Genomic DNA, 23,334 nt, shown 5'->3' with positions numbered 1-23,334 from the left:
ACTTAATCTTCGGTCACCGAATAGGGAACTCTGGCTAAAATAGACCTGCCGAGGGTAACTTCATCGGCATATTCGAGTTCTCCTCCGAAGGAAACGCCACGGGCAATGGTACTTACGCGAACACCTGTTGGCTGTAATAACTTGGACAGGTAGTAGATCGTCGTTTCACCCTCGATCGTTGGGCTTACGGCCATGATCACCTCACGGACTTCATCGCGGTACAGCCTCTCGACCAATTCACCGATGTGGAGATTTTCCGGACCTATCCCGTCAATGGGAGATATAACTCCACCCAAAACATGGTACATGCCCCGGTATTGGTGTGTCTCTTCGATGGCCAATACATCCCGGATCCCTTCCACCACGCAGATGACCTGATGGTCCCTTCTGGGGTCAGCGCATATCGAGCAGACCGTATCGTCGGAGAGGTTAAAGCAAGTTGTACATTCACGGATCTCTTCGCGAGCAGCACGAATGTCATCGGTAAAGCGTCTGACCATCTCAGGATCCTGCTTCAGCAGGTGTAAAACCATACGTAACGCGGTTTTCCTACCAATCCCTGGTAATGTCGCAAAGGCATCAACAGCCTGCTGCATGAGTTTCGATGGTAAGTGCATACAACAAAATTAGAAAATTATTCACAGCCCGCTGCCAATGGGATATTACGGGAAATTAAAAGGCGTATTATTTTAAGTAATACGCTTCAGGGAGTATTTTTGCTTTCTTAACACGGTAAATAAACATCGTATGGCTGAGGTAATTCGTATGCCGAGAATGAGTGACACCATGGAAGAAGGTGTCATCGTATCCTGGTTGAAGAAAGAAGGTGACCAGGTGAAGACCGGTGATTTGCTCGCAGAAATTGAAACCGACAAGGCGACCATGGATTTTGAATCCCTGTGGGAGGGTACCTTGCTGCACATTGGCGCCAAGGAAGGTGAAGCCATTCCCATTGATGGCATCATTGCGGTCATCGGCAAAAAAGGAGAAGACTTTAAAGCCGCTCTGGCCAATGCCGGCAATGGAGTTCCCGAAGCCAGCGCACCTGCTGATAGCACCGCCTCATCCAAATCATCTGAAAGTCCTGCACCCGCATCTGCTACAGCCGCTAAACCATCAGCTACCGCTCCGGCAACGGATGCCGACACCGACCGGCTGAAAGCATCGCCGCTGGCGAAAGCCATGGCCAAGGAGTCAGGCATCGACATCGCCTCCATCAAAGGAACAGGAGATCAGGGACGGATCGTACGCAGGGATGTGGAAGCTGCCATTGAAACGGGCGGAACCGCGCCTGCTGCGGCAGTGACACCCGTTTTCGGACAAGAATCTTTTGAAGAGATCAACGTCAGTCAAATGCGGAAGACCATCGCCCGCCGTCTGGCCGAAAGCAAGTTTTCCGCACCGCATTTTTACCTTACCCTGGAAATCAATATGGGCCGGGCCAGCGATGCCCGCCAGCGCATCCTGGATATGAGTGGGGAGAAGGTATCCTTCAACGATATGGTCGTCAAGGCGTGCGCCATGGCTTTACGCAAACATCCTGCCGTCAACTCATCCTGGATGGGTGACAAGATCCGCCGGAATCACCATGTACACGTAGGTGTCGCCGTAGCCGTAAGTGAAGGACTGCTTGTGCCTGTGATCCGCCATACCGATCTGAAGTCCATGACGCAAATCAATACGGAAGTCAAAGCATTGGCTGCCAAAGCCAAAGACAAAAAACTCCAACCGGAAGAGATGCAGGGTAATACGTTTACCATATCCAACCTTGGCATGTTTGGAATTGAGGAATTCACTGCTATCATCAATCCTCCGGACGCGTGCATCCTGGCGATAGGTGCTATTATCGATAAACCCATTATCCAGAATGGCGCTGTGGTAGCCGGCAAGATGATGAAAGTAACCCTCTCGTGTGACCACCGGGTGGTCGATGGAGCTACTGGCGCCCAATTCCTCCAAACCGTAAAACAATACCTGGAAGAGCCAATGATGATGTTGGTTTAAATCCCGGACAGAAATTAATAAAGGGATGTGGAAACCATTTCACATCCCTTTTTTTATGGGCATAAAAAAAGAGTCAAACTTTAGGAGCCTGACTCTTTTGCATTTATGATTTCAATTCTTAGTTAGTATCCTGAATTACGATTTCCGCTGTACTTAACACCTGGGCGGGAAGAGCCCGGAGTGTTTTTACCGGCATCGGGTCCTTCTGGCATGGCCATCTCCTGATCACCAGGTTTAGCCACCCTGAATTCTACTCGACGGTTCATGTATTGCATCCGCTCCTGCTCCGTCGTTGTTCTGTGATTGTCGGGCAGATCATTCACGATCTCTTCATTTTCACCGCCATACTGCAGAATGAAGCGATCACGCGGAATCCCGTATTTCTCAACCAGATAATCGATTGACGCTTTAGCCCGCTTATAGGACAATACATTGTTATACTCTGCGGTATTACGCACGTCCGCGAAGCCGTCAGCAACCACTTTGATCTCCGGATGTTCTTTCATTACTGTGGCAACATGGTGCAATTGGCCATAAAATTCCGGTTTGATATAGTATTTGTCCAGATCAAAGTGAATCATGGGCAGGAACCATTCGGTTTTAATATTGGCGATCCGTGAATTGATCATATCGGCAACCTCATCTTCGGTAACCCACGGACCGTCGATCTTGGCAACTCCATTTGCATCTACATCATAGCCCGGAGGTGAATAAGGCTCTTTGTCCTGATAATCCGGAACACCATCACCATCACTATCCAGGGCAATACCACGTACATCAACCGGGGCGCCGGCAACGGTATTTGGCTCCTGATCCAGCATATCGATCACACCGTCTCCATCGGAATCCGTCAGATCCAGGACAGGACGCTGTTTCAGTTCAGCAATGTCATTCAATGCACCGTCTATCGGGTTCAACCAGTACAAGGGTTCCGTCCGCTTGTCAAATGAGCCCAGGTTGATCCCCAGACGAATATTGGTATAATGTGAAACGTCGTTGTTATTGGACTGATCGTAAATAGAACGGTACTCAAAACCGTCAAGCAGATCGTTGTCACTCAGCATGACCTGGTGTTCAATACCAATGTTCAGCCGTTTGTTGATTTTACGTGAAATTCCAACACCAGCCTGGAACATCGGATGGATATTGGTCTTGTCATTGAGACGGAAAATAGCTTTTTTCTCCCGGGCATCTGTTTCGTAATCTCCATCCAGTATTGCTCTTACATCCTTTTTAATCTGTTTTCTTCCGGCTTTGGTGTCTACATCACCACTGACTCCGGACCAATTGTAGGCAGAGTTCCCGTTCAAAGCATCGATTTTGGTGACGTTGTTATCCAATCCGATTCCCAAAAACATGTAGGTATTCCATTTGTTGCGCTCCTGGTGAAACAGGATGTTACCGATATTCAGTACACCCTGGATGGAGCCATAGAAATATTTTGTCTTGTAGTTGCGGTATAGGTCACTCACTTTATCCCGAACTGCCGGGATGAGATCAATATTCATAACGGCATCCGAAGAACGCTGCGGATCGAGGCCGGTAGCGACACCATAAAACAAATCTCCGCGGACTGAGAAAGCATAATGGATTGCTTTTCTAAGATGCAGGCCTAATCCGAGATTTGGCCAATGGGTATCCACATCGCCATTTATAAAATAACTGCCAGCATGAATTCCCAATTCCCACATATCCTTCGGTTTGGCAGAATAACCGGCTTCACCCATCTTCCATTTGTGATTCTGATCCGGATCAACAGTCATGTCATCGTTGATCATTGGCTTGGTAAAGGCATCATCCTGCGCATTCAGGCTTCCAAAAATCAAGAATCCAAACAAAAAGAATATGATTCGATGTTGCATAAATGAGGTGTTTATCTGAGTAATTTATATTGCTAGAATGCCAAGATCGTGCAGGTTAAATTTAGGGCTTTTAGTCTATTCTTCAAATGGCGAATACATGTTAAAATTAGAGAATGAATGCCAGTAAGTCAAAATATTGCGACTAAAATTTATTTGAAAAATATATTACAATTATTAATTATGTATAAATTTGTCACAAAGACAACGTTATGCTGGAAAACTGGATTCGCCCTCTGCAACTGGATTTGAAGTCAAAACACCATCAAACCATTCAGGATTACCACCGGGACCCCAATTGTTTGGAGAAAGCCAAAGTCGCACTGATCGGTTGGGATGATAGCTTTTACACTATTCTGGAAGAACTGGAGTCCTACCATTTTCCATTTCAGCTACAGGTGGTTCAGCTTGGTATGGTCCGCAAACCTACCGTTGAATTTGTCCTGCCCCTCATCCAGGAATTGCAGGATGGTGGCATCATCGCCGTGATTGTCGGAGCTGAAGTTCCGGCAGCTCTTTTGTTCAAGGCTCACCAGCATGCCCGTCCATTTTTCAACCCCGTTCTGGTTGACGAACGCATCAGACTGGAGGACGATCAGAGCTTTGCTACCACCTCGTTTGTGGAGTCTTCGCCATTAAATTGTTTTCACATCTCCTGGCTGGCTGTGCAAATGCATCTCGCCCATCCCGGATTTATTAATTCTGAACATTACTTCCTGGATACCATCCGGTTAGGAAAGATCCGGCAATACAAAGAAAGCATTGAGCCCGCGGTGCGTGATGCTGATTTCCTCTACTTCAACCTGGCAGCCATGCGCGCCTCTGATGCCCCGGGCAAATTTGGCAACAATCCCAGCGGACTCTATTCGGAGGAAGCTTCCCAGCTTACCAGGTATGCCGGACTGAGCGACCGACTGTCCGCATTGACCATAACCGGATACAACCCGGAACATGAGCAATTTGCCCAAACGACCGTGCTTATCAGCCAGATGATCTGGTATTTCATGGAGGGTTTTGCCAATCGAAAACAAGACTATCCCATCCAGGAGTCTTCAATGATCGAATATGTGGTCGATCTGTCAAAACACGGCAGGCCGCTAAAATTCCTCAAGAGTACGAAAAGTGGCCGCTGGTGGCTAAAGGTGCAAATTGACATCGAAAATCAAATGATCGACCGGTTCATTCCCTGCAGTTATGACGACTATGCTCAGGCCTGTTCTGATGAGGTCTCGGACCGCCTGCTCTATGCCTTTGAGCGGTACGGATAGGACCCATTTTTCAAAACGAAATACGGGTTGCCGCGATTAGATCGCATGATGATCAATTGGTGCAGCATCCTTGCTGTACATGGTCTGCCTATAAGCAGATCATTCCAGCAATTTCTCCAGTCCAATGCCGCGTGATCCTTTGACCAGAATCCAGGATCCGGGTTGCAGAGATTCTTTCCATGAGGTCTTTTGCATTTCAGGGACGGAAATGAACGCCTGATAATCTTCAGCCAGTTCACTGAATAGTGTTCCGACCAGAAAGACTTGCGACCAATGATGAGCATGAATCAAATCCAGGATGAGGCGGTGTTCTTCTGCAGCCACACTTCCCAATTCAAGCATATCACCCAGAATAAGCACTTTAGGCATCCGGGGCCGTTGGGCAAAATGCTCCACAGCGACCCGCATGCTGCTCGGATTGGCATTATAGGCATCCAATAAAACATGATGGCCCTGCCATTCCAACTCCTGTGATCGTTGATTGGCGGGCTTGTAATGTTTCAGGCCGGCACGAATATCCTCCCACGGTATCCCGAAGTATGCACCTACTGTGGCCGCAGCCATCAGATTCGGGGCATTATAGCTTCCATAAAAGGAGCTATCCAGGTCCACTGTCCCTACCGGGTTCTCATAGCGGATCGAAATGTAAGGCTCTGAACCAGTTACCGTATACCGAAAATCCGCCGTCTCCGCGGTGCCATACCGCAGGACACGATCATACGGATAGTCCCGCAGCCGTTGGTCATCCTCATTGATAAAAAGCAAACCATGTACTGAAGCTACCTGGTCAAACAGAGCCCTTTTTTCCCGCTGAACCCCTTCCAGCGATCCTAATCCTTCCAGGTGTGCCTTGCCAATATTGGTTATCAATCCATAATCAGGAGCAGCAATCCGGCTCAGCATCGCTATCTCACCCGGATTGTTGGTTCCCATTTCAATAACAGCAAATTCTGTGTCCGGGGCCATAGCCAACAAGGTGATGGGAACACCGATGTGGTTATTGAGGTTGCCTTTCGTATAGTGAACGCGATATCTGGAAGCAAGGACACGGACGATCAGCTCTTTGGTTGTGGTTTTTCCATTGGATCCGGTGATACCCAGCACCGGGATGTCAAACTGCCAGCGATGATGGTGAGCCAGTGACTGCATAGTATCAAGGACATCTGCCACGACAATCTGGTCTCTTAATCCTGGGATGCGGCGGGAAACCACTGCAGCGATCGCGCCCTTTTCCAATGCCAGCTTTACATAATCATGCCCATCAAACCGGTCCCCGCTAAGGGCAAAAAACAACATTCCCGGTTCAATGGTCCGTGTATCGGTATTGATGCCTTTGGATTCTCGGTAAAGCGTGTACAGGGTGGTCAAATCCATGGTTTCCGGTAATTTCCTCTGGGCCTAAAATAAAAAATCCCCACATCAACGGATGCAGGGACTTTGATTCCTAATTGATCGAAATTAATATCTCCTTTTCACTTTGGATTTTTTGGTAGCTCCAAAGTCAACTATTGGATTATCGCTATTACCGGACTGGTTACCTACCCGATCCATTGCACAACGGAAGCCAATCGTGCGATCTGCCTGATCTTGCTGCTTGTAGCGGCGTGTACCAGGTGACAGCCAGTAAGCGCGGTCTGCCCAGGAGCCACCTTTGTATACGCGTGACTCATCGTTGATCAGACTGTGCACTCCGAATTCGTAGTAGATAAATTCATCGTCATCGTCTTCATAATCTTTCGCATCCGCTACCCGGTAGTTGTCACGATGTGAGGTACTTGCACTGTCCTCCAGTTCATAAACCAGATAACCCATGCTGTCTTTTGGTACCAGATTACCGTTTTCATCCAGCTTAAGCCGTTTGAATTCGTTACCACGGAATGGGTTCAGGTCCTGGTTTTCTTCGTCACGTAGCGTCAGGCTGGTAGTCGGCCGATATACATCTTCGACCCATTCGCTGACGTTGCCTGCCATGTTGTAAAGACCGAAGTCATTAGGCAGATAAGAGCGGACTTCTGCCGGGATATTGGCATGGTCATTCAGTTTTCCGGCCATACCCATGTAGTCACCACGTCCGCGCTTGAAGTTAGCCAACATGGTACCCTGGTATTTATTGTGTTTTTTGTAGCGTACAGAAGATCCGTCCCAGGGATAGAGGCGACGATCGGTAATGACCTCATCGTTTGGTAATTTCTTACCCTGCAGTGCCAGTGCAGCATATTCCCATTCGGCTTCAGTAGGCAGGCGATAAGAAGGTAACATGATTCCATCCTCGTAGCGCACCGGACGTTCTCCACCGGTGGTCATGTCCTTCATGTTTTTATTGACGTCACCCTGATACTGACCGACCAGGTAGGCTTTAGTGTCAAAGCTTTCCGAACCCTTCTGATCAGGGCTTGGATTCAAAATGCCTTTTTCAATCAAAAGCATTTCGTTAACCCGGTTTGTCCGCCATTTGCAGTAATCATTCGCCTGTACCCAGGAAACGCCCACTACCGGATAATTGTCATACGCCGGATGGCGGAAATAATTATAGATCAAAGGCTCATTGTAGGCCAGTTCTTCACGCCAAACCAGCGTATCCGGAAGTGCTTTTTTAGCAACCTCTGGGCTGTTCTCACCGTAGACGCGTTTTAGCCAGAATATATATTCGCGGTAATCAATGTTGGCAACCTCTGTCTCATCCATATAGAATGATGAAACGGTCACACGGCGGGGTACGTTATCCCATTCGTAATTGACATCTTCTTCTGTCAATCCCATGACGAATGTTCCACCCTCGATGGGCACCAGATTGGGTCCGGTAATCTGACCGGCATAATCCAATTTCTCGAATCCACCCCACTTCTGATCGTTGTATTTCCAACCGGTGCTTGCCGAACGGCTGGTAGACCGCTTACAAGACACAGCGGCAAAAGAAAGTGCTACTAAAGCAAACAGAACAAACCTTCTTGTCATTATCTACGATTTTTCGAATAATTCAACTATCTAACGACAAATATTCAAATATCGTGCCTAAATCAAATACTAAATTCAGCGAAACATTTGAAAACAATCCATGTATTTGGACTCTTCAGGATAAAGTTTGTCCAAATTGAGTAAGATTCCTATTTCATGGGTGCCTCCGGTCCCCAGCCCTAGTCTGGATACGGTCAGGTCATAGCTGTAAGCAAGTTTCAAGATACCGGTACGCATGCCAGCTGAGATAATTGCTGCATCCGGGTTCTGACTGGTCATCCTTGCCCAAACCCCTAAGAAAAAAGGGTCAAAGCCAAAGAAAGCGCCGCCCAGCAACTGGTTAAAAGGCCCTTGGCGTGAGACCATGACCTGCGGAGAAATATACACCCGGTCCAGCCATCCAGCATGTTCAAACAAACCAATTTCACCCCCTGCATGGAGGCTTATCCGGATTGGCAGACCGTCGATATTGTTCTCATAGCCGGCAATCAATGTTTGGGAAGGGCGGTTGATGTGTTCCACCGAAAATCCACCATACCATATTTTCGTAAAGGCCAGCAAGCCGAAGGAGACATCCAGGTATTGATTGCGTAAATCCGGAGGTGTTGTCTCATCTGTAGGCCAGGGGGTGCCTCCGGGAGAAACCGGACCCGTGACGGGGTCAATCTGATCCGGGAAAACGAACTTCTCCCAGTTGTAAGCGCTTTGTACAAAAGATGCCTGCACTCCGAATTTCGCATAAAAATCCCGCGTCACCTGAACACGGTAAGCATAAAATCCTGAAATTTTTGTGGTTTTGATCAGTCCATTGCCTGCGTCATCATCCAGGATGCTGGCACCAAGTCCGCTATTGAAGTCTTTAAAAAACTGATCATAGCTTGCAGAATAGGTGGTGTAGGCATGGTTAAGAGAGGGCCACTGGTTGCGGTAGTTCATTGAAAATTTAGGTGCATGCGTGCTTCCGGTGAAGGCCGGATTGAGTTGCAGGGGTGCCATATAAAACTGACTGTACACAGGATCCTGTGCTTTCACTCCCAGGGACCAGATAATCATCCCGGCCCATCCGACCATGCGTACAACTTGGTTCAAAATACGTGCAATGCGCTTGTTGGTGATGTTAATGTCCGTAATTTTACATTGGTTCTCGTCCTGGTATGTAACGTATCGGCTTTATCTTTCGTTTGAATGAATAATATCTTAAACAAATTTTGACATGAATCTGCGCCGGATAATGCTTTTACCTGGATTTCTGTTTATGCTGTCCTGGTATCCTGCGCCTAAAGCCCACCAAAATACTGCCAATTTTTTCCTGAACGGCCCGTTGGATAACTTTGTTACCCAATCGGTATTATCCACGGGTGAATGGTACCAGATTCAGATAGCCAACGATGGGATCTACCGCCTGGACTACAATTTTTTCAAATCCGAATTAAAGATCAACATCGATCAGATCAATCCAAAGGTGTTGAAATTTTATGGACACCGGGGAGGTCCTCTGCCTACGTCAGTTTATGCAGAACGGACAGATGATCTTCAGGAGATCCCGGTATGGGTCAGTGGCGAGGAGGATGGCAAATTTGATGCGCAGGATTTTGTATTGATCTATGCCGAAGGACCTTCTGCCTGGAGGTACGATCCCAGTGACGGACTGGATCACTTTAAAATGAATCCGTTTAGCAGGTACAGCTATGTGTATTTGCGCATCGACGGAGGACCGGGAGCCCGGGTCCAGACCCAGGCTGTCATGGACGCCGGATCGGTGACCGATGTATTCGATCAGCATATTCATTATGAAGAAGATAAGGTCAACCTGTTGTCCAGATATGGACCAACCATCGGGTCCGGGCAGCAATGGTTTGGTGATAATTTAAGCAATACCAGGACAAAAAATTATTCCGGCTGGTTTCAAATGCCCAACCGGGTAGCAGGGTCACCCTTACGGGTGATTGCCAATTTTGCCGGTCGCGGCGAAGTACCCTCCACCTATTACGTCCGTGTCAATAAGGATTCCCTTGCCGGCAGTATTGCCTGGACCGATGTAGGCGATGTGGAAGCGACCTACGCACGACAACGCATTGTCAACCAGGTCATAACGCCGACGAGCAATAATCTCGAAGTTGTCGTAACCTACCCTTCGATCGCCGGGAGCAACACGGAAGGGTGGCTGGACTATCTGGAAATGCATGCAACAAGTAAACTGATTTATCCGGATTCTGCCTTTACATTCCGGTGGTATGCTTCGACCGAAAATCCTGTGACAACTTACCGGATCCATTCCGCTAAGAATGTACAAGTCTGGAACATAACCGATCCGCTGATTCCGCAGGCGATATCCACTCAGCGCGCAGGCGATCAAATCAATGCAACCGATAACAGTGCAATATTGCAGGAATATCTGGCTTTTGACCCGGCTGATGTACACCGTACACCGCAGGTCGCCGGCAGCATTGCAAATCAGAATTTACATGGGATCGAGGGTACCGATATGGTTATCCTGTACCATCCCGATTATCAGGATGCAGCGAATCGTCTGGCTGAACACCGGCGGAAATTTAGCCATCTGCGGGTCAGCTCCGTAAACATCGACCAGGTGTATCATGAATTTTCAGCCGGAAAAACGGATCCTACTGCGATCCGGGACTTTGCCCGCATGCTGCATGAACGGGATCCTGAATTCCGTTACCTGCTGCTGTTTGGGGATGCTTCCTACGATTACCGGCATCTGGACACCAATCAGCCCGATCAAAACTTTATCCCCACCTATGAGACGGTTGGCTCCCTTGAACCGATCTTCGCCTATCCAACAGACGATTATTTCGGCTTGCTGGATGATTCGGATGACCGGTACGCAAACCCACTGCGTGGCACCCTGGATATTGCAATCGGGCGGTTACCGGTTGACAATGCCACCACAGCTGAGCAGGTTGTCGATAAAATCATAGGCTACGACACCGATCCGGCCACTTACGGAGACTGGAAATTACGCATCGGCATGGTGGCCGATGATGAACAGGACGGCGCATTCGTCATACAGAATGAAGGACTCGCTAAAGAAAAGCTCAGCAATCTGTCACTGTTCAATCTGGAAAAAATCTATTTCGATGCATTCGTCCAGGAGATCACACCTTCCAGCGAACGATATCCGACTGTAAAAACCGCCCTGACCAATGAACTCTTCAAGGGATTACTGGTCATCAACTACCTTGGACATGGAGGACCTGGCGGATGGGCCGATGAGCGGGTTTTGGAAATCAACGATATCAACAATCTGCGCAATAAGGACAGGCTGCCGCTCTTTGTCACGGCTACATGCTCATTTACAGCTTACGATGACCCTTCAACCACCTCAGGCGGAGAGTTGTGCCTGACCAATCCCAATGGCGGTGGAATCGGGCTTTTTACCACCGTACGATCCGTATATCTCAGTTCAAACTACCAGCTTACACTGGCTGTGTTTGAAGAGTTATTTCAGCGGGATTCCACTGGTTACCGGACCATCGGAGAGATCTTGATGCGAGCAAAATCAACCCAGGGACCGAGTGATGAAAATGCCCGAAAATTTACACTGATCGGAGATCCTGCACTTAAACTGGCCATTCCTCCGTACCAGGTGACTACCAAATCCATCAATACCGTACCAGTATCTGAATTGACTGATACCATCCGGGCATTACAGCGTGTGACCATCCAGGGAGAAGTCCTGACACCAGCAGGTGAACTATCGTCTGACTTCAACGGGGACCTCTTCATTACCATTTACGACAAGGCCTCTAAAGTCAGCACACTACAACAAAATGCCGGCAGCCCGCAGATCGAATTTGAAATTCAAAAGAACATCCTGTACAAGGGCAAAACGGCTGTTAATCAAGGCCAATTCAGCGTGGAGTTCATCGTACCCAAAGACATCAATTACACCTATGGCCCCGGCAAGATCAGCTATTATGCCCAGGCACAGGACAGAGATGCCTGGGGCGTTTACGAGAACATTGTCATCGGTGGCACCAATCCGGAGTCCAATGCCGATACGGAAGGCCCGGTGATCAATCTCTATATGAACAATACGCTTTTCCTGAATAACGGCATCACCGATGAGAATCCCATCCTCCTCGTGAACCTGGAAGATGAAAGCGGCATCAACGTATCAGGAAACAGCATCGGCCACGACCTGGAAGCCATCCTGGACGGAGATACACGTAACCGGGTCAATCTGAATTCATTCTACGAGGCCTCCCCTGCCGGCTTTAATGCCGGGACTGTCAAATATCCCTATTCCGGTCTGACTCCGGGGCCTCATCAGATCCGGGTTAAGGCCTGGGACATTTATAACAATAACAGTGAGGCGACCATTGATTTTGTCGTGGTGGCGGGACAGCAGCTGCAAATCAAGTCCATCTCGGCATACCCCAATCCTGCTCAGAATGAGGTTCATTTTGTCGTTGCCCACAATGGAGGCTCCGGTCTTTTACAAGCTGAAGTCTACCTCTACAATACGCTGGGTCAAAAAGTAGCCCAACTTCAGGGTCAGGTAGCCGATCCGGGGTACCGGACCGAGGTAGTCGTTTGGGGCAATCTTGACGAGGCATTTCCTCCTCTGTCAAGTGGGATTTACTTTTATCAGATCGTCCTTTCACAGGCGAATGGGGACCAAACCAAAGTCGCAAAAAGCGATCTTCAAAAATTGGTCATCGCGCGTTAAATTCTGACCTTAATACAATAAAAAAGCAGCATCCAACCTTTAAAGATTGGTAATTCCATAATCCGCATGGCTATTGCTATATTTGCGAAAATTTATCTGAACCAATATTTATGATGAAGCAATTACTGTTCGTTTTTTTAGGAATTCTGTTGACCGGTTCTCAGGTTTATGGTCAATGCATTCCTCGGGATCCTGCCAATCCAAGTTTGGGATATATCCTGCCGGATGGATCACCGTGTCCTAATGCCATCATCACGGCTGTCCCATTTCTGATGATCACTCCGGATGCCCGATCAGGCGCTATGGGTGATGTAGGGATTGCCATCTCTCCGGATGCCAACTCCATGGCATTCAACTCTTCAAAGCTTGCTTTTGTAGATGAAAGTTCCAGTTTATCAGCAACCTATTCTCCCTGGCTTCGTGCCCTGGGATTACGCGATGTATACATGGCCTATTTAAGCGGTTATAAAAAAATCAATGAGCTGCAGAGTGTCGGCGCCAGCCTGCGTTTCTTCTCACTTGGTGACATTGACTTTACGGATGAGAATGGTGAACCTGCCGGTCAGGGTCAGCCAAATGAGTTTGAGCTCTCTGCTGCCTATGCCCGCAAATTATCTGAAAAATTCTCGGCCGGACTGACCATGAAGTTCATTTATTCCAACCTTGCTGCCAATCAGGTTGTCGAAGGAAGGGACATCAAAGCAGGATTGGCCGGAGCTGCAGACTTGTCCTTCTCGTACATCTCTCCGGTTGATAATGGTACCATCCGGGCAGGTCTTGCCCTCCGTAATTTAGGAACCAAAATATCCTATACCCAGGATGTCAACGACTTCATCCCTGCCAATTTCGGGTTGGGCTTTGCCTATGACATCGATCTGGATGATTACAACTCACTGACCGTCGCAGTTGATATGAACAAGTTGATGGTTCCTACTCCGCCGTACAGCGGTAGCACGGATTATAAAAAGCAATCTGTAGTCAGTTCCTGGTTCAGTTCTTTTGGAGACGGTATCGATTTCAGTGAAGAACTCCATGAGATCAATTACTCGATCGGGGCAGAATATTGGTATGATAAACAATTTGCTGTCCGCCTGGGGTACTTCTACGAGCACCCTACAAAAGGAGCCCGGAACTACCTCACTGTAGGGCTTGGCGTCAAATACAATGTATTTGGTCTGAACTTGTCCTACCTGGTGCCCACATCCAATCAGCGCAACCCGCTGGACAATACCCTGAGGTTTGGTCTGGTGTTTGATTTTGGTGGCGAATAGTACGTTTCAAACTAAAAATATATAAAGCCCTGGTGATTGCTCTCCAGGGCTTTTTTATTTGGTAGGATAACTGGCCTGTAAGCCGGATTCTGTCCGGAAAAATATTCCGTCTCTGTCATTTATCTAAGCTGTCTACCCCTCCTGACCTGGCCGAAGCCAATGCAGGCGAGCAACCTGCAGGATAATACCATCAGGATGTACGTGACATTGCAACCCACAAGGTTTATCCGCCCCATCCATTGCTGGAAGACGCCGTGCGCTCTTACCGCACGTTTTCACCCTTACCGGCAGGAAACCCTGCTTAGGCGGTAATTTTCTGTGACACGCTCTGTACCTCCCCCTACCGGGAAGCCCCACCCGTTAGGTGGTGTGGTGCTCTGCGTTGTCCGGACTTTCCTCCCTACCCAGGTAGAGCGACAGAGTGGCCAGCCGACCTCAAAAATAACACTTCCTGCCCAATGTACGACCGGATATTCCAATGGCAGCGACCTGGCTCATCGTAAGCACCAAAATTTGAATCAGTTACGCATTAGATTAATTTATTACTTATTTAACATTCATATAATGAAAGTTATACATTATGAAAATAAATAATAATTTTGTTTGATGAAGTCGCATGCTCCATACACAAGTCTATGGAACTTGGGAATATGCTTGTTGCTGACTGGCATCTGGTCCTCCTGTTCCACTTTGGGCTTACAGGAGAATAACTTATTCACCGAATACCAGCAGGAAGTTCGCAACGTGAGCGAAAGTATGCAGTATCAGTTGCGTGACTGCATAGATTCCAGCGGAACCAATGTGTGCGATGCGTCTCAATTTCTGCCCTACCAACAGTTTTATGTCAAAGAAAGAACAAACTGGACCTTTTGGGCAGGTAATAAGATTCCGGTAGATGCACTGGACAGCCTGCTTGCATTACCCATCCGGGACGGCATCATCCAGATCGGGACAAAACATTATCTGTTTTACAAACAAAAAACCCTCACGACCGAAGCGGTCAGTCTATCGTCACTGGAAGATATCGGTAATTACCTTTTCCAGGTGGAGGACATGCTCCAGGTCCATTGGCCTGAAGGCAAATCCTGGATAGAGCTGAATCCTGACCAGCTGCCTGTTGCCATCAATATCGAGCGTCAACTCAAGAGCCAGAATACCATGCTGATCATCCTGGCGGTGACCTTATGGATCATTCTGTTTCTTGGGTTATACATACTCCTCAGCCGGCATGCAGATTGGAAACCATGGAAGACCTATACTGCCTGGGGCATTGGCAACCTATTATTGGCTGTATCCATTCCATTGAGCGTCATGCCCATGTTCGCCGATGGTTCCATATCCTCAAAACTGGCTGGCTATACGCTAATAAGTGTGCTGCTGTTGGGTATGGTTTTCTACCTGCACCGGCAAAGTGATCGTTTTTTCATTTACCTGCGCAAGAAAAAACTGGGTGATATCCCTTTAACCGGGTTAACCTACATCTTTATCATTGTCAGTTTTTTGATCCTCGCCCGTATCGCTCAGACTTTTGTCTTAAATCTGCGCATACCCCTGGAGCTGGATAATTTCTTTGCCAGTCAAATTATCAGCCTGGTTGCCCTGGTTTGCCTGATTATCCTGTGCATAGCATTATTTGTACTTCATCATCGTTTACTTACCGAAATCATCGAACGCGATGTGGACCGCAAAGTCCGGTTAATTGGATACCTGGCCGCTTCCTTTATATCGTTACCGGTTTACTGGTTGTTGTCGATTGCATTTTCATGGACCTTTTTCTTCCTGTTCGCAGCGATATACATCATCCTGTTTGAGTTGTTTCTCGAAGCTGTACGACCTTCGATCACCTGGCTGATCACCTGGCTGATTCTTTTCTCCGGGTTTACAGCCATCATATTATTCAAATTCAACTGGCTGGAAGATCTCGAACTACGCAAACAGATTGGATATGAATTGCTTACCAATCCACCCGAAAATGTAGAAAATTACAGTGTAGCGCTTTATCGTGACGGAGTACTCGATCCCACGAATGCTCCGGATATCTATCCTATCAACTTCCCATTTCAAATATCGGGAGAGCAGGGGTATCAGGAAATTATCCAGGATGGGAGATCCGAGTTGCTCGTATGGCTGAACCCACGGAATATCGCGGTGATCGGTAAGCCGCTCATGGGTATGATCAAGCCCATTTCGGCATTCAGCTATGTGTTCATTTTATTCCTGATCTGCTTTATCCTGCTGGTTCTATCCAACACCTACGGACGGTTCATACCCAACTCGCTACAGATTGATTTGAGTAACAGCCAATCCCTCCGGAACAGGATTCAGCTATCAGTCATCGCTGTGATCATGGCCTCCTTTCTGATCATTGCCGTGATTACCGTGTTTTATTTCAAGAACTCTTCTGAAGCAGCACAATACAGCCAATTGCGGTCCAAACTGTCAGCTGCGATCCAATCCATTGAGTTGACTATGACAGCTACATCCCCCGGATTAACCAATCTCGATCGGATAAATGTACAACTCAAGGACTTCGCCAATATTAACAAGACCAATCTGGAGCTCTTTGATCAATATGGCCACCGGCTCAGGTCCTTTTCTGCCAATGGTATGCAACCACAGGTTTACAATGAGTGGGTACCGTACCATATCTACCGGCAGTTTGCAGCAAACAGAGATGGTGATGTAACCTATCTCGATATCCAGTCGGATTACGGAACGACCTTTTTCGCACCCATATATACGCCTACCCGTCTTGCCGGATTCATCAGCATTCCGGATCTGGATAGCAGCAAATTATTGCAGCAAAACGTCAACGACTTTATTGGCACATTATTGAATGTGTACATTTTCCTGTTGTTGCTGGCAGGATCCGTGGCCATCGCGGTTGCCAACTCCATTACCCGGCCACTCTTTGCGCTGGGTGAAAACCTGAAGCAGATCAAATTAGGACAACCCAATAAAAAACTCCATTGGGATAATATGGATGAGGTCGGAGAACTGATCAACAATTACAATGAAATGATCCAGAAATTGGAGGACAGCGCTCAATTTCTGGCACATACGGAACGGGAGATGGCCTGGCGGGAGATGGCCAAACAGGTGGCCCACGAGATCAAAAACCCGCTGACTCCGATGAAATTGAGCATCCAGCACATGCAAATGGCTATCCGCTCACGGCCTGAAGAAATCCAGCAGGTCGTGGACCGCGTATCGCATACCCTGGTTGAGCAGATTGACAACCTTTCCCAGATTGCTTCGGAGTTTTCCAATTTTGCAAAAATGCCCCAGCCGGAGAATGAAAAGGTTATCCTCAATGAGATTGTGGCTAATGTGCATGACCTGTTCCGTAAGCGGGAAGACATGGACATCAGTCTCTATGTGCCGATCGATGAGATCTATGTCTTTGCGGACAAGAACCACCTACTACGCGTATTGAACAATCTGGTCAAGAATGCGACTCAATGCATTCCGAAATCACGCCGTGGTAAAATCATGATCCGGTTATACAAAGAAGGTGACCATGCGCGCATAGAAGTGGAAGACAACGGTATCGGCATTCCGGACAACATGAAGGACAAGGTCTTCTATCCCAACTTTACTACCAAGAGCTCAGGGACCGGTCTTGGCCTGGCCATTTCCCACAATATCATCGAATCCTTTAATGGCAAAATCTACTTCAAGACCGAGCTTAATAAAGGAACAACCTTCATCATTGACCTTCCGCTCATGCATATGAAGGATAACTACATGATCACGGAGCGGGTAACTCTTTAAAACAAAAAAGCCCATGCCAGGAGGCACGAGCTATTTGGTTTCGTTTTGCCCATATAGTATTGCGATCACTTCAATAGATCGTACATGGTCTGTCCAATTTCAGCTGGAGATTGCACCACATGAATGCCACATGCGGTCATAATTTTCATTTTTGCTTCAGCGGTATCATCTTTTCCGCCAATAATGGCTCCGGCATGTCCCATTTTTCGGCCTTTAGGAGCCGTTTGGCCAGCAATAAATCCGACTACTGGTTTGGTCCCGTGGGCTTTAATATATTCGGCAGCTTCAGCCTCCATACCTCCACCGATCTCACCGATCATGATGATGCCGTGGGTGTCCGGGTCATTCATCAACAATTCGACCGCTTCCTTGGTTGTGGTACCTACGATGGGATCACCACCGATACCGATACAAGTGGACTGTCCCATACCGGTCTTGGTCACCTGGTCCACGGCTTCATAAGTCAATGTACCAGACCGGGACACAATGCCCACGTGCCCCTTCCGGTGAATAAAGCCGGGCATAATGCCCACTTTCGCTTCACCTGGGGTGATGATACCAGGGCAATTCGGCCCAATCAACCGGCAATCACGGTCACTGATATAAGCCTTCACTTTGACCATATCCTGTACCGGAATGCCTTCGGTGATGCAAACGATAACTTTAATACCCGAATCAGCGGCTTCCATGATGGCGTCCGCTGCAAATGCAGGCGGTACAAAGATGACGGAAGTATCTGCCCCTGCCTGTTCAACTGCATCGGCGACGGTGTTAAACACGGGTCGATCCAGGTGAAGTGTTCCTCCTTTACCAGGTGTCACCCCTCCTACCACCGGAGTGCCATATTCTATCATTTGCTCGGCATGAAAAGTGCCTTCCTTGCCGGTAAATCCCTGCACAATGATCTTCGAGTTCTTATTGACCAATACACTCATTGAGATTGCGTTTTCTCCTTTTTTTGTTCGTCTTTCATTATAAACACTTCCTCGCCTTTCAGGTGCAGGAAATATTTTTCGCGGGCAAATTTTTCTTTGTTCCGCTCGAGGTCATAGATGTCGCCCTTCACCTCTTCGATGCGGTCCTGGTAGTCTTCTTTTTCTTGTTCAAGATTTGAAACGGTTTCCGAAAGCATCCACTGACGGGTCACCCTGCTCTGATCGAAAAAGATCATCCAAATCAGAAATGCCAGTAGTGTTATGGCGTATTTGTTCAACACCAGTTTCCGCCATTTGACCGGTGGAAACGGCCATTTTTCCAGGATACTTTTTACCTGCATATTTTGAGCCTTTAGTCTGGCTGCAAGATACGATTTAATTCACCTTTTAAAAACGATACACCAGGAAGACTACCATCCAAATTTGTCCGGTATCGGAAAATTGTTTATTGTTTAAAAGCTTTACGGCCAGGGAAATAAGCAGTCTCAGCCAATTCCTCTTCGATCCGCAATAACTGGTTGTATTTCGCCATACGGTCAGACCTTGAACCCGACCCTGTCTTGATTTGTCCGGTATTCAATGCTACTGCCAGATCAGAGATGGTACTGTCTTCGGTTTCTCCTGAACGGTGGCTCATGATGGATGTATACCCATTCCGTGTTGCAAGCTGAACCGCATCGATGGTTTCACTCAGGGTGCCAATCTGGTTTACTTTGACCAAAATGGAGTTGGCGACTTTCTCTTCGATACCCCGCTGCAACTTGGAGACATTGGTAACAAACAGGTCATCACCCACCAATTGCACCTTATTGCCAAGAGCTTTAGTCAGCTCTGCCCAGCCACTCCAGTCATCTTCATGCAGTCCGTCTTCAATGGAGATGATGGGGTATTTTTTGCACCAGTCCACCCAATAACTGACCATCTCGGCGGAAGTTAGTTTTTCACCTTTGCTTTTATGGAAATGGTAGACTTTGGCTTCCTCATCGTAAAATTCGCTTGCCGCTGCATCCATTGCTATAAAGACATCTTCGCCCGGGCGGAATCCAGCTGTCTCAATGGCCTGGATTACGGTATTGATGGCTTCTTCGTTGGAAGTCAGGCTCGGAGCAAATCCTCCCTCATCACCAACATTGGTGGACAGGCCTTTCTTCTTAAGCACGGATTTCAGCTGGTGGAAGACCTCAACGCCCATGCGCAATGCTTCTGAAAAAGACTCACCACCTACCGGAACGATCATAAATTCCTGAAAATCGATGTTGTTATCGGCATGGCTTCCTCCATTCAGGATGTTCATCAGGGGAACCGGCAGGGTAAATGCATTAACTCCTCCCACGTATCTGAACAGGGATTGGCTACTGGAAAGGGCAGCTGCTTTACTAACTGCCAGAGATACGCCCAGGATTGCATTGGCTCCCAGTTTTGCTTTATTGGTGGTGCCATCCAGTTCAATCATAACCTGATCGATCAGGCGCTGTTCGAAGACACTGATACCAATCAGAGCTTCGCTGATTTTCTCATTGACGTGTTCGCATGCCTTTAATACCCCTTTGCCACCGAATCGCTTTTTATCGTTATCACGCAATTCGACTGCTTCGTATTTGCCGGTGGAAGCACCAGAAGGCACCGCGGCGCGCCCCAAAATGCCGTCTTCAGTCAATACCTCCACTTCAACGGTAGGATTCCCCCTGGAGTCTAATATCTCCCGGGCACGCAAGTCAACGATTGTACTCATGGTAATGTATTTTATTGTTTTTCCATTAATTGAATAAACTGATCAAACAGGTAGCGGGCATCGTGAGGACCGGGTGCTGCTTCCGGATGGTACTGCACCGAAAAAGCCGGTGCTTTCCTGAGCCGGATGCCTTCGATGCTCTGATCATTCAGGTTCCGGTGGGTAATCTCTACCAGATCGGTATGTTTCTCAAGATCAGCGGGATCTACACCAAAGCCATGATTCTGGCTGGTGATCTCGCAGGAGCCGGTGATCAGGTTCTTAACCGGATGATTGATACCCCGGTGCCCATGGTGCATTTTAAAGGTAGAAATACCCATAGCCAAGGCAAGCAGCTGGTGTCCCAGACAGATACCAAAGGTCGGTTTTCCTTCCTTGATTATTTCGCGAATGGTTACAATGGCATATTCCATGGGCGCCGGATCACCGGGACCATTGGAAAGGAAATAACCATCCGGTTCCCATTTCTTGATTTCAGCAAATGTAGTGGTAGCCGGAAATACCCGAAGGAAGCAATCACGCTCGATGAAACAGTTCAGGATGTTCCGTTTGGTACCAAAATCCAGAACAGCAACCTTCCACCTGGCATTTGGATTCCCTAGGAAATAAGCCTCCTGGGTGGTAACCCTGGTAGCCAGCTCCAATCCATCCATGGAAGGAGTTTGATTGAGTTGCTGCATTAATTTTTCGATGTCCAGTTCTTCGGAGGAAATTATGGCATTCATTGCCCCTTTGGTACGGATATGCCTGACGATAGCCCTTGTATCGACATCCTGAATGGCGACAAGTTGTTCCCGCTCAAAATAATCCTGGATAGAAAGGTCGGCCAATTGTCTTGAATAACCCCGATCGGTGAAATTCTTGCAAATAAATCCAGATATCTTGATGGAGTCGGATTCGACTTCTTCTTCCTTAATACCATAATTGCCGATGTGGGCATTGGTAGCGACGAGGATCTGGCCGAAATACGAGGGATCGGTAAATATTTCCTGGTATCCGGTCATACCGGTATTGAAACATATTTCACCGCTTGTCGTACCGATGGCACCTGCGGCTTTACCATGAAAAACTGTTCCGTCCTCTAAGACCAATACTGCCGGGCGGCTTCCGATGGAATCCATTGAAATGACTTTTCTGAGTTTTCGCAAATATACCGATTGCCAGGCCGGTGTTGGGTGTTATTGCAAAAAAAATCCCTAACCGGACGACCGATTAGGGATTCATATGCTAAATGGCTATGCACTTTATTCTTCTTCTTGTTTAGCCGATACCGGAGGTGCCACGGTTTCAGCTGCTTTTGGTTTGCTACCACGGCGAGTCCGCTTTTTAGTGGCTTTTGCAGGAGAGGTGCTTTTGGTGAGCACATCATTAAAATCGACCAGTTCAATCATGGCAGTTTCAGCCCCGTCACCCAGACGGAAGCCGGTTCTGATCACACGGGTATAACCACCGGGGCGACTTGCTACACGCTCAGCTACTGTGCTGAAAAGCTCAGTTACCGCTTCTTTATTATTGAGATAGCTGAAAACTACGCGGCGTGAGTGCGTGGTATTTTCCTTTCCTTTGGTCACCAGAGGCTCTACATACTGACGCAATGCTTTCGCTTTAGCCAGTGTGGTGCTGATCCGCTTATGCTTGATCAATGCGATGGCCAGGTTGCTCAACAAAGCGTCGCGATGGCCCTTTTTTCTACCGAGATGGTTTTGTTTGTTCCCGTGATTCATTTTACCATTTTATGAACTTCGCAACACGCTGAGGATGTATTCCGTCTTTATCCCCGATCCGTAATTGCAGTTTTATTTAAGTCCGGACGATTCCCTCAGTACGGCAGGAATTATTCTTCGTCCAGTTTATATTTTGACAAATCCATGCCAAAGGTGAGGTTCTTGGTCTGCAACAATTCTTCGATTTCAACCAAGGACTTCTTACCAAAGTTGCGGAACTTAAGCAGTTCGTGCGTATCGTATTTTACCAATTCTCCGAGGGTATTGATCTTGGCTGCTTTGAGGCAATTGTATGCCCGAACGGACAGATCAAGATCTTCCAGCGAAGTCTTTAGCAATTTGCGCATATGCAGGATGTGCTCATCCACGATCTGATCTTCACGGCGGGAATCATCATCAAAGGTGATGTTCTCATCGGTGATCAGCATCAGGTGCTGGATCAGGATCCGTGAAGCCTGCTTAACGGCATCTTCCGGATGGATGGTTCCGTCTGTTGTCACCTCAATCGTGAGTTTCTCATAGTCTGTCCGTTGCCCTACACGGGTATTGGATACAGCGTATGAAACATTTTTGATCGGCGTAAAGATGGCATCCAATGGAATAACTCCGATCGGAGCCTCCTTATTCAGGTTCTCATCTGCAGGTACGTAACCTCTGCCTTTGGTCACCGTTAACTCCATTTCGATGTTAACGAAGTTTTCCATGTGGCAGATGACCAGCTCGGGGTTCATGATCTTAAACACGTTGGTAAAAGATTCAATGTCACCGGCAGTAAATACATCTTTTCCGCTGATGGTCAGGTAGATGGTCTCTTCTTTTACACTATCGTCATTCAGCACATTCTTTAACCGGACCTGCTTCAGGTTCAGGATGATGTCGACTACATCCTCAACCACACCACGGATGGTGGCAAATTCGTGGTCAACACCACCGATACGTACGGCGGAAATGGCAAAACCTTCCAATGAAGAGAGCAATACCCTCCGCAGGCTGTTGCCGATGGTCTGACCAAAACCAGGCTCCAGCGGCTTAAATTCGAAGACACCTTCAAACTCAGTAGCCTTTTGGAGAATGATTTTATCTGGTTTCTGAAAATTAAGAATATTCATTTGCTAG

General features: G+C 47.7%; 16 protein-coding genes and 1 other RNA gene. 5 read left to right on the top strand and 12 right to left on the bottom strand.

Annotated features, from left to right (window positions below; genetic code table 11):
- Window positions 1–2: 2 nt before the first annotated feature.
- Window positions 3–617: a recombination protein RecR gene (gene recR / locus H6570_18695; GenBank protein MCB9321315.1), complete on the bottom strand. Its 615-nt coding sequence runs from the start codon at window positions 615–617 to the stop codon at window positions 3–5.
- Between the two features lie 130 nt (window positions 618–747).
- Between recR and H6570_18690 the strand changes: the two genes are divergently transcribed.
- Window positions 748–2,004 (top strand): pyruvate dehydrogenase complex dihydrolipoamide acetyltransferase, encoded by a 1,257-nt coding sequence (locus H6570_18690; GenBank protein ID MCB9321314.1) that lies wholly within the window; start codon window positions 748–750, stop codon window positions 2,002–2,004.
- A gap of 122 nt (window positions 2,005–2,126) precedes the next feature.
- Here the strand turns inward: H6570_18690 and H6570_18685 are convergent, their stop codons facing one another.
- A complete protein-coding gene (locus H6570_18685; protein MCB9321313.1) occupies window positions 2,127–3,866 on the bottom strand; it encodes an OmpA family protein in 1,740 nt (579 codons plus the stop codon).
- A gap of 209 nt (window positions 3,867–4,075) precedes the next feature.
- Here H6570_18685 and H6570_18680 point away from each other — a divergent pair, with 209 nt between their 5' ends.
- Window positions 4,076–5,131, top strand: coding sequence for a hypothetical protein (locus H6570_18680; GenBank protein ID MCB9321312.1), 1,056 nt, complete (start codon window positions 4,076–4,078; stop codon window positions 5,129–5,131).
- Between the two features lie 99 nt (window positions 5,132–5,230).
- Here the strand turns inward: H6570_18680 and H6570_18675 are convergent, their stop codons facing one another.
- The 3 genes from H6570_18675 to H6570_18665 form a co-directional block, all read right to left on the bottom strand.
- A complete protein-coding gene (locus H6570_18675) occupies window positions 5,231–6,505 on the bottom strand; it encodes a UDP-N-acetylmuramoyl-tripeptide--D-alanyl-D-alanine ligase (protein ID MCB9321311.1) in 1,275 nt (424 codons plus the stop codon).
- 84 nt (window positions 6,506–6,589) lie between these two features.
- On the bottom strand, window positions 6,590–8,086 hold the full coding sequence (locus tag H6570_18670) for an SUMF1/EgtB/PvdO family nonheme iron enzyme (protein ID MCB9321310.1): 1,497 nt from the start codon (window positions 8,084–8,086) through the stop codon (window positions 6,590–6,592).
- Between the two features lie 75 nt (window positions 8,087–8,161).
- Window positions 8,162–9,157 (bottom strand): type IX secretion system membrane protein PorP/SprF, encoded by a 996-nt coding sequence (locus tag H6570_18665; protein MCB9321309.1) that lies wholly within the window; start codon window positions 9,155–9,157, stop codon window positions 8,162–8,164.
- Between the two features lie 142 nt (window positions 9,158–9,299).
- Between H6570_18665 and porU the strand changes: the two genes are divergently transcribed.
- Window positions 9,300–12,782: a type IX secretion system sortase PorU gene (gene porU / locus H6570_18660; protein ID MCB9321308.1), complete on the top strand. Its 3,483-nt coding sequence runs from the start codon at window positions 9,300–9,302 to the stop codon at window positions 12,780–12,782.
- Between the two features lie 110 nt (window positions 12,783–12,892).
- The gene (porV, locus tag H6570_18655; protein MCB9321307.1) at window positions 12,893–14,053 is read left to right on the top strand and encodes a type IX secretion system outer membrane channel protein PorV; all 1,161 of its coding nucleotides are present in this window, start codon (window positions 12,893–12,895) and stop codon (window positions 14,051–14,053) included.
- A 62-nt stretch (window positions 14,054–14,115) separates the two neighbouring features.
- Here porV and rnpB read toward each other — a convergent pair.
- Window positions 14,116–14,486, bottom strand: an RNA gene (rnpB, locus tag H6570_18650) — RNase P RNA component class A.
- A 209-nt stretch (window positions 14,487–14,695) separates the two neighbouring features.
- Between rnpB and H6570_18645 the strand changes: the two genes are divergently transcribed.
- Complete coding sequence (locus H6570_18645; GenBank protein MCB9321306.1) at window positions 14,696–17,827, top strand: hypothetical protein; 3,132 nt, start codon at window positions 14,696–14,698, stop codon at window positions 17,825–17,827.
- 65 nt (window positions 17,828–17,892) lie between these two features.
- Here H6570_18645 and sucD read toward each other — a convergent pair whose 3' ends face one another.
- From sucD to H6570_18615, 6 genes are all read right to left on the bottom strand, one after another.
- On the bottom strand, window positions 17,893–18,762 hold the full coding sequence (gene sucD, locus H6570_18640) for a succinate--CoA ligase subunit alpha (protein ID MCB9321305.1): 870 nt from the start codon (window positions 18,760–18,762) through the stop codon (window positions 17,893–17,895).
- Window positions 18,759–19,103 carry a hypothetical protein gene (locus H6570_18635; GenBank protein ID MCB9321304.1) on the bottom strand — a complete coding sequence of 115 codons (345 nt, stop codon included), beginning with the start codon at window positions 19,101–19,103 and terminating at the stop codon, window positions 18,759–18,761. Before H6570_18635 ends, sucD begins: the two co-directional genes overlap by 4 nt.
- A 104-nt stretch (window positions 19,104–19,207) precedes the next feature.
- Window positions 19,208–20,494, bottom strand: coding sequence for a phosphopyruvate hydratase (gene eno, locus H6570_18630; GenBank protein MCB9321303.1), 1,287 nt, complete (start codon window positions 20,492–20,494; stop codon window positions 19,208–19,210).
- Window positions 20,495–20,505: 11 nt separating this feature from the next.
- Window positions 20,506–21,615, bottom strand: coding sequence for a glutamine-hydrolyzing carbamoyl-phosphate synthase small subunit (gene carA, locus H6570_18625; GenBank protein ID MCB9321302.1), 1,110 nt, complete (start codon window positions 21,613–21,615; stop codon window positions 20,506–20,508).
- A gap of 123 nt (window positions 21,616–21,738) precedes the next feature.
- Entirely contained in the window at window positions 21,739–22,218 is a 480-nt protein-coding gene (gene rplQ / locus H6570_18620) for a 50S ribosomal protein L17 (protein ID MCB9321301.1), read from the bottom strand.
- Between the two features lie 110 nt (window positions 22,219–22,328).
- Window positions 22,329–23,327 carry a DNA-directed RNA polymerase subunit alpha gene (locus tag H6570_18615; GenBank protein MCB9321300.1) on the bottom strand — a complete coding sequence of 333 codons (999 nt, stop codon included), beginning with the start codon at window positions 23,325–23,327 and terminating at the stop codon, window positions 22,329–22,331.
- Window positions 23,328–23,334: the final 7 nt, after the last annotated feature.

The sequence above is a fragment of the Lewinellaceae bacterium genome (assembly GCA_020636135.1).
Taxonomy (GTDB): domain Bacteria; phylum Bacteroidota; class Bacteroidia; order Chitinophagales; family Saprospiraceae; genus JAGQXC01.
This window is presented reverse-complemented; position numbering and strand designations above follow the sequence as displayed.

Coding starts and splice junctions, on each gene's coding strand:
- recR (MCB9321315.1), bottom strand. CDS start 617: ATGCACTTACCATCGAAACTCATGCAGCAGGCTGTTGATGCCTTTGCG.
- H6570_18690 (MCB9321314.1), top strand. CDS start 748: ATGGCTGAGGTAATTCGTATGCCGAGAATGAGTGACACCATGGAAGAA.
- H6570_18685 (MCB9321313.1), bottom strand. CDS start 3,866: ATGCAACATCGAATCATATTCTTTTTGTTTGGATTCTTGATTTTTGGA.
- H6570_18680 (MCB9321312.1), top strand. CDS start 4,076: ATGCTGGAAAACTGGATTCGCCCTCTGCAACTGGATTTGAAGTCAAAA.
- H6570_18675 (MCB9321311.1), bottom strand. CDS start 6,505: ATGGATTTGACCACCCTGTACACGCTTTACCGAGAATCCAAAGGCATC.
- H6570_18670 (MCB9321310.1), bottom strand. CDS start 8,086: ATGACAAGAAGGTTTGTTCTGTTTGCTTTAGTAGCACTTTCTTTTGCC.
- H6570_18665 (MCB9321309.1), bottom strand. CDS start 9,157: ATGGTCGGATGGGCCGGGATGATTATCTGGTCCCTGGGAGTGAAAGCA.
- porU (MCB9321308.1), top strand. CDS start 9,300: ATGAATCTGCGCCGGATAATGCTTTTACCTGGATTTCTGTTTATGCTG.
- porV (MCB9321307.1), top strand. CDS start 12,893: ATGATGAAGCAATTACTGTTCGTTTTTTTAGGAATTCTGTTGACCGGT.
- sucD (MCB9321305.1), bottom strand. CDS start 18,762: ATGAGTGTATTGGTCAATAAGAACTCGAAGATCATTGTGCAGGGATTT.
- H6570_18635 (MCB9321304.1), bottom strand. CDS start 19,103: ATGCAGGTAAAAAGTATCCTGGAAAAATGGCCGTTTCCACCGGTCAAA.
- eno (MCB9321303.1), bottom strand. CDS start 20,494: ATGAGTACAATCGTTGACTTGCGTGCCCGGGAGATATTAGACTCCAGG.
- carA (MCB9321302.1), bottom strand. CDS start 21,615: ATGGATTCCATCGGAAGCCGCCCGGCAGTATTGGTCTTAGAGGACGGA.
- rplQ (MCB9321301.1), bottom strand. CDS start 22,218: ATGAATCACGGGAACAAACAAAACCATCTCGGTAGAAAAAAGGGCCAT.
- H6570_18615 (MCB9321300.1), bottom strand. CDS start 23,327: ATGAATATTCTTAATTTTCAGAAACCAGATAAAATCATTCTCCAAAAG.